At 45.5% G+C, this 6,841-nt stretch carries 9 protein-coding genes and 1 pseudogene; 9 read left to right on the forward strand and 1 reads right to left on the reverse strand.

Features of this window, described 5'->3' with window-relative positions; translation table 11 throughout:
• On the reverse strand, positions 1-241 hold a 241-nt coding region (locus BM058_RS17640; protein ID WP_245736962.1), incomplete at its 3' end, for a helix-turn-helix domain-containing protein.
• A 167-nt stretch (positions 242-408) separates the two neighbouring features.
• On the opposite strand from BM058_RS17640, the gene BM058_RS17645 reads away from it, so the two are divergent.
• The 9 genes and pseudogenes from BM058_RS17645 to BM058_RS17680 form a co-directional block, all read left to right on the forward strand.
• Positions 409-1,113 carry a sensor histidine kinase gene (locus BM058_RS17645; RefSeq protein ID WP_090929044.1) on the forward strand — a complete coding sequence of 235 codons (705 nt, stop codon included), beginning with the start codon at positions 409-411 and terminating at the stop codon, positions 1,111-1,113.
• Positions 1,088-1,753 (forward strand): response regulator transcription factor, encoded by a 666-nt coding sequence (locus BM058_RS17650; protein ID WP_090929046.1) that lies wholly within the window; start codon positions 1,088-1,090, stop codon positions 1,751-1,753. Before BM058_RS17645 ends, BM058_RS17650 begins: the two co-directional genes overlap by 26 nt.
• 110 nt (positions 1,754-1,863) lie before the next feature.
• Complete coding sequence (locus tag BM058_RS17655; RefSeq protein WP_090929049.1) at positions 1,864-3,177, forward strand: APC family permease; 1,314 nt, start codon at positions 1,864-1,866, stop codon at positions 3,175-3,177.
• An 89-nt stretch (positions 3,178-3,266) separates the two neighbouring features.
• Positions 3,267-4,148 carry a multicopper oxidase family protein gene (locus tag BM058_RS17660; protein WP_090929052.1) on the forward strand — a complete coding sequence of 294 codons (882 nt, stop codon included), beginning with the start codon at positions 3,267-3,269 and terminating at the stop codon, positions 4,146-4,148.
• A 300-nt stretch (positions 4,149-4,448) separates the two neighbouring features.
• Positions 4,449-4,796, forward strand: a complete 348-nt coding sequence (locus BM058_RS17665; RefSeq protein ID WP_090929055.1) for an AbrB/MazE/SpoVT family DNA-binding domain-containing protein — start codon at positions 4,449-4,451, stop codon at positions 4,794-4,796.
• A 2-nt stretch (positions 4,797-4,798) separates the two neighbouring features.
• Positions 4,799-4,951 (forward strand): hypothetical protein, encoded by a 153-nt coding sequence (locus tag BM058_RS18700; protein ID WP_245737092.1) that lies wholly within the window; start codon positions 4,799-4,801, stop codon positions 4,949-4,951.
• A gap of 56 nt (positions 4,952-5,007) precedes the next feature.
• A complete protein-coding gene (locus BM058_RS18705; protein ID WP_245737094.1) occupies positions 5,008-5,097 on the forward strand; it encodes a hypothetical protein in 90 nt (29 codons plus the stop codon).
• 199 nt (positions 5,098-5,296) lie between these two features.
• On the forward strand, positions 5,297-6,502 hold the full coding sequence (locus tag BM058_RS17675; RefSeq protein ID WP_090929057.1) for an ISL3 family transposase: 1,206 nt from the start codon (positions 5,297-5,299) through the stop codon (positions 6,500-6,502).
• A gap of 105 nt (positions 6,503-6,607) precedes the next feature.
• Positions 6,608-6,841, forward strand: a pseudogene (locus tag BM058_RS17680) (IS21 family transposase); the annotation flags it as partial.

Genomic DNA, 6,841 nt, shown 5'->3' on the forward strand with positions numbered 1-6,841 from the left:
TCGATGTTACTTTTCGTTTAGAACGTGATCCTGTTTGATACGTTGGTTTTTCTGTCAGGGATTCAATCAGTGCTTGAACATCAATCTCCTTCCCACCTTCGATGAGGAGGTGGCGTTTGTGGTCGTAATCATTAACATATTTTCGGACAGTGTCTCGATTAATACCAACATCCCGGGCAATTTGGCGACAAGACTTTCCATCGTGAACATACTGGATGAGAGCGTGATACTTTTGGTTCATTGTAATCAAATCTCCTGCCTCCCACTTGTACGAAGTTACAAGCGAGATTATCAATATAGTGGCTGAATTTTCAATGAACATGGTGGCTGATTTTTAAGTTAACAAATACAGATGAACTTGGTACTCTGGCTTTTTCTATTAATCGTTTATCGGAAGATCTGGAGCGGTTGAAGAAGGAACGCAATGATTTTTTGTCTTCCGTGGCTCATGAACTCAGAACTCCTCTCACTTATGTGAAGGGGTATGCGGATGTAGCCTCCAGACGGGGGATATCCGAGGCGGAACGGGAAAAATACCTCACTATTATCCGGGAAGAAGCGGATCAGTTAACCTCGATGGTAAGGCAGCTTTTCCAATTGGCCAAAATGGAAGAGAATGCTTTTGTCATCGAGCCATCTGTAACCCATCTCTCTTCTTTGCTCGAGGAAGTGGCGACCCAGGTCGAACCGTTCATCGAGGAAAAGCAGGCACAACTGACCATTCATGTGCCGGATGATTTATACGTGACTGCTGATCGAACCCGTATGAAGCAAGTCCTGGTTAACATTATTCAAAACGCGCTGCTTTATGGAGGGGAAATTCCGGTTATTCAAGTCGAAGGAGAGAGAACGGAGCAAGGAGTGAGGCTGTGTATTTCTGATCAGGGACCGGGAGTACCAGATGAGTCTCTTCCTCATTTATTTGAACGCTTATATCGGGTAGATAAAGCGAGGTCCCGGGAACAGGGAGGTTCAGGCCTAGGTCTGGCCATCGTGAAAGAAATTGTCGAGATGCACGGAGGTACAGTGAAAGCATTTAATGAAAATGGATTGACGATTCTTATAATACTGCCGGAGGAAGATGCTGATGACACACATTCTCATCGTGGATGATGAGCAACGGATGCTCGATTTGATCGAATTGTATTTGCTGCCCTATGGATACCAAACAACGAAAGTCCGGAGTGGAGCAAAGGCCCTGGAAGTAGTGAAGACCACCCCTTTTGACCTTGTCATCCTTGATATTATGATGAAGGAGATGGATGGTTTTGAAACGTGTCAGCGACTTCGCACGTTCAGCGATGTTCCTGTCCTTATGCTGACGGCGAAAGACCAGAAAAAAGACGTGATCAAAGGCTTGAAGACAGGGGCGGATGATTATGTAACGAAACCATTCGACGAGGACATTCTTCTTGCACGGGTTGAAACGCTCCTCCGCCGCAATGCTCCTTCTGCCATGGAGGTCAATGGATTACGATGGGATGAGAGTACGTATGAGTTATCCTATCAGGACTATGCTATCGCACTTACCCCTAAGGAGTTCCGATTGATTGGGCTTCTCTTGAAGCGACCAAACCATGTGTATGATCGCCATGACCTTTTGGACCTTGTGTGGGGGTTCGAATCCGATACATGGGGGCGTACCGTTGATTCCCATGTGCGTAATATCCGGGAGAAGATCCGACGCTCCGGATTTCCAGTGGATGATCATTTGAAAACAGTGTGGGGCGTGGGGTATAAGTGGATGAAGTAATAGAACATAGAGGTTTTTTTGTGAGAAAAAAGTTTGATAGGTAGCAATCATGCATACTTTCTGCATATTTCCGGGGATACTGTTTTACAGACAAAAAGGAGGAAAGAGCGATGAGTGAATATAGAAAGAACAGCTTGACACTGACTGGTGCTGTCGGTCTTGGTACCGGCGTTATGATCAGCGCAGGGATATTTGCCTTGCTTGGTCAAGTCGCACAACTGGCGGGGGTATGGTTTCCACTTATTTTCATCATAGGAGGAGTGGTCACTGGGTTCAGTGCTTATTCCTACGTGAAGATGAGTCAGCAATACCCATCTGCCGGAGGCGTTGGAATGTTCCTCGTGAAAGCATATGGAAAAGGGACCATCACTGCTTCAGCTGCCATGCTGATGGCGATTTCGATGGTCATCAACCAAAGCCTCGTGGCTCGTACGTTCGGAACCTATACGTTACAGATTTTTGGAAGTGAGTCATCGGGATGGTTAGTAGCTTTACTTGCGGTGGGACTTTTACTATTCGCTTTTATAGTAAATATATCCGGAAATGAGTTCATTCAGACCTTTACATCTATCGTATCTTTGTTGAAAATTCTTGGCCTTCTTGTGTTTTCCGCCGGTGGGTTATGGGTGGCTGGGTTTACACTTGATCCTGCCGGTGATGCAGGAACTAACGCAGCGGATACAGGGATTGCTTCGATTATTGCTGCTGTCGCCCTTACGATTTTGTCATTCAAAGGATTTACGACTATCACGAACAGTGGATCGGAAATCAAGAATCCGAAGAAAAATGTGGGACGGGCGATTGTCGCCTCCATTTCGATAAGTTTGTTCGTCTACCTGATGATTGCCTGGGCTGTTTCTTCCAACCTTCCTATCGATCGTATTATCGAAGCAAAGGATTATTCCCTTGCAGAAGCCGCGAGACCTGCGTTTGGAGAATACGGGGTATGGTTCACCGTTGCACTGGCGATCATTGCGACTATTTCAGGGATCATTGCCAGCGTCTTTGCTGTATCACGAATGCTTGCAATGCTGACAGATATGAGTCTTATCCCGCATCGTCATTTCGGTATGCCCGGACGTATTCAGAAGCACACGCTCGTGTATACCGTTGTTCTGGCCATGGCTCTTGCCGTGTTGTTTGATTTAAGCAGAATTGCATCGGTAGGTGCGATATTATACCTGGTCATGGATATGATTGTCCATTGGGGAGTGTGGAAACACCTCAAAAAAGAAACCGGAGCAAACCCAGCAATTGTGGTTACGGCTTTGTTGCTGGATGCCATCGTACTTGGAGCCTTTGTTTACGTGAAAATTCAGTCTGATCTATTAATTGTTATTGTGTCTCTTCTATTTATCTTAGCTACTTTCGGTGGGGAACATTGGTTTTTGAAGAGAAATAAAGAAGCAGAGTCTTCCCATTGAATGCAATGAACTTTGCTCATTGTAGAAAAAGAGGTTGAGGGTGCCTTGTACGAACTACAAAACATAATTCGAAAGGGAGGAGAGTCAAAATGACAACAGGAGAGGAAAATCAACTTTTTGGCGTGAAGAAAAATGGGAGGAAACATTTTGAACTAATTGCAGAGCCCGTACAGCAAGAAATATTAGAAGGAGTGTTCATAGAAGGATGGGGATACAATGGCTCCATACCGGGACCTACGCTTGTAGTAAATCCGGGGGATGAAGTGAACATCCGTGTATATAACAATCTACCAGAATCAACGAGCGTGCACTGGCATGGGTTGGATATACCTGAAAAAGTGGATGGCGGAATCAGTGTGCAACCTTCCCCTCCTATAGAGCCGGGGGACTATTATGATTATCAGTTCACCATTATTAACGCTCCCGGAGCTCACCTCTACCATACTCACTATAATTCAATGAAGCAGCAAATGATGGGGCTTGTAGGCGGATTGATTATCAAAGAAGAGAATGATCCAATCGATCATGACTATTTTTTGTTGTTGCAAGAATTTGCGTTGAAAGATGTAGAGCATGGCAGTGTGGAAAAAGGAAGCTTTCAAGTGGATCCTCACTCTCATGCTTTCAATTATTTTACGATAAACGGAAGATGCTTCCCTAATATTCCTTCTCTTGAAACAACAAAGGGGGATACGGTAAGGATTCGTCTTGCAAGTATTGGCCATAGTCCTCATCCGATGCATCTTCATGGTCACCAATTTGAAATCGAAAATCAGGATGGAAACCCCCTTCCGGAAGCTATGAAAATGCAAAGGAATAGTATCACCTTGTCTCCTGGGGAAACATTTGACATACTAGTCAAAACCAATAACCCAGGGAACTGGCCTCTGCATTGCCACACCCCTCATCATATGGCGAACAATGGGACAGAGGGGCATGGGGGAATGATGACGTCCCTTGATTACAAGTGAAAGAAAGGGGAAGAGGAAGCCTTACCTGCTTTATAAACGGACGTAGAAAATCGGTTCCTGAACGTTACAAAGGAGCCGGTTTTTCTATGTATATGCCGTGATATATAGGCTGACCGCCTTCTATATGCACCGTTTCAAGCTGGAGCAAATTTTCGCATAATCAACTATGCGTAGTATAATTACCACAAAGAATTTTAGAAACAAAGAAATTATGTCTTCGTTTCGCGGAAAACGTATGTATGTGAAAGAGGGAGAGCCTTAATAATTGTATAAAAGCAACGGTAAGGAGGAATGAGGGATATGGCCCAGGAACCAAGAAAAAAATCGCGCCGTATAGCTATCTCCGACAAACGTCAAATCACCGTCCCGAAAGAATACTACGATTATCTTGAAATGGAGAGCGAAGCCAATATCGAGCTGGATGGAAATAAAATCGTAATCACTCCGGTCCGGGAGACAAACGATGATTTTTCGGAGTTTATTCTGAAAGACCTGATCGACGAAGGGTATGGCGGGGATGAACTGCTCCAGGAATTCAACCGTCGGAAGAACAACATACGTCCTGCGGTCGAAGCGTGGATCAAGGAAGCTCGCGAAAACGCCGAGGAAGTAAAATCTGTGTCAAACCTGTTCGAAGAGGACGAATAGCCATGGAAAAAGCAAAACTGAAAGTCCAGAACCCGGCGAAGAAGTTCTTCAAAAAAATCAAAGACAAACAGCTCAAAGGTAAGTACGAAGATGCAATTGAGAACATACGTTTAGACTCCTATCAGGCGGCTGAACCGAAAATGGATACCCCGTAGGGGTCTATGGGTATGACATCCGCCATAACAAAACAGGGTACGAGCTGGCGTACACGATTGAGGGAGACCACGATGTGAATACCGTGATTATTCTCCACGCAGGCACACGGGAACAGTTTTACAAGGAACTGAAACGGTACTTATAGTAGATCGCACACATAAAATTCACCCACGGAAGGCGACAGCATCGTCTTCCGTCTTTTTTTGATACGACAGAAAAAATAAGGCTCTACAATATTTGTTGGGGTATCAGAAAAATTTAGCCAAAGAAATACACACAAGCTCCTTTATCTTTTACACTTGAATTGACGAGACCCAAGAAAAAGATAGGAGTTGTGTGTATATATGCATTCTACCATGATGATTCCAGGATTTGAAGGCGTGGAAGTGAGGAAGACGGAGGAACGGGACGGGTGTTTGTACCTTCATGTTCAGATGCCGAAAAAAACCCACGTTTGCCCTTCCTGTCGAGCTAGAACCCGTCGGGTTCATGACTATCGGGTGCAGAAGGTCCAACATCTCAAGTGGTTTGAACGCCTGACTCACCTTTTCTATCGTAAACGACGGTATGCCTGCGCATGTGGAAAAAAGTTTGCGGAACAGAATGCTCTAGTTGAGCGTTACCAGCGCCATTCGAAAGAATGGAACCAGGCTTTCGGCTTCAGGCTCATCCATGGCAAGAACTTTAAAGACACAGCCCACCTGTTTCATACATCGCCCAATACCGCCGTCCGGCGCTTTGATCGTATCTCGGCGTCTCACCTGAAAGAAGTGGAGGAGCTTCCTCGCGTAATTGCGATTGATGAATATAAGGGAGATACGGACCGGGGCAAGTATCAGGTCATCATCGCTAACGCGGATACCGGGGAACCGATTGATATCCTACCGGACCGATCGGCCGAGACCGTTAAAGACTATCTGAAGAAGAAAAAGTCGAACGTAGAGTGTGTCGTCATGGACATGAGCTATGCCTTCAAGTCGGCGGTGAACAAAGCATTGAATAACCCCATCATCGTCGCCGACCGTTTCCACTTCTGCCGGTATATCAACTGGGCTGTAGACCGTGTAAGGAAGAGAGTCCAGAAGGACTTTCATGATTACGACCGCAGAAAGTGTAAGAGGATGAGACATGTCTTTCACAAACCCTATGAGTCCCTGTCGGATAAACAGCGATGGTATCTGGAAAGATACCTCCATCTGTCTTCAGAATTGAAAGTGGCTTATCGATTAAAAGAGGCGTATCAAACGTGGTTTGAGATAGCAAAGCGGGGAGAGATCAAGCAAGTGAAAGAGGACCTATATGCCTTTTATGATCTTGTGGCTTCCTCAGGGATGAAAGAATTCATGGCCGCGGTGGATACGTTCAGGAACTGGCAGACCGAAATCATGAATAGTTTTATGTTTGATTACAGCAATGGCTTCGTGGAAGGGTTGAACAACCAGACGAAAGTATTGAAACGGAATGCCTTCGGCTTTCGCCGGCACGACCGGTTACGGGCCCGTATTCTGATGCATCACCAATTCAAGCACGTAGGGAAAAACATAGGATAAAGGGGCGGAGGAAAAGATCCTCCACCCCAACATTTGAAATAGAACCTGCCGGCCCGAGTAAGAGCTCCAAAGGATAAGGCTAGTGTAGAAAGTTCCGTCAATACCGTGTCCACCTGGATCATTGCTTCGTTACGAAACAGTCAATGTTTTACGTTGGAAGAGTTGAATCAAGAGATTCAACAGAAGCTCGAAGCGTTTAATCATCGTCCCTTTACAAAAAAAGAAGGATCGAGATGGTCAGCATTTATGGAGGAGGAGAAATTCGCCCTTTCCCCTCTTCCCGCTAAGCCGTATCAGATGGCTGAATGGCGGACGGCCAAGGTTCAGCCCGATTACCAT

Source organism: Salibacterium qingdaonense (genome assembly GCF_900114715.1).
Classification (GTDB): domain Bacteria; phylum Bacillota; class Bacilli; order Bacillales; family Marinococcaceae; genus Salibacterium; species Salibacterium qingdaonense.

Bases quoted from the DNA above. Each gene is read 5' to 3' on its own strand.
- BM058_RS17650 (WP_090929046.1), top strand. From the start codon at position 1,088: ATGACACACATTCTCATCGTGGATGATGAGCAACGGATGCTCGATTTG.
- BM058_RS17655 (WP_090929049.1), top strand. From the start codon at position 1,864: ATGAGTGAATATAGAAAGAACAGCTTGACACTGACTGGTGCTGTCGGT.
- BM058_RS17660 (WP_090929052.1), top strand. From the start codon at position 3,267: ATGACAACAGGAGAGGAAAATCAACTTTTTGGCGTGAAGAAAAATGGG.
- BM058_RS17665 (WP_090929055.1), top strand. From the start codon at position 4,449: ATGGCCCAGGAACCAAGAAAAAAATCGCGCCGTATAGCTATCTCCGAC.
- BM058_RS18700 (WP_245737092.1), top strand. From the start codon at position 4,799: ATGGAAAAAGCAAAACTGAAAGTCCAGAACCCGGCGAAGAAGTTCTTC.
- BM058_RS17675 (WP_090929057.1), top strand. From the start codon at position 5,297: ATGCATTCTACCATGATGATTCCAGGATTTGAAGGCGTGGAAGTGAGG.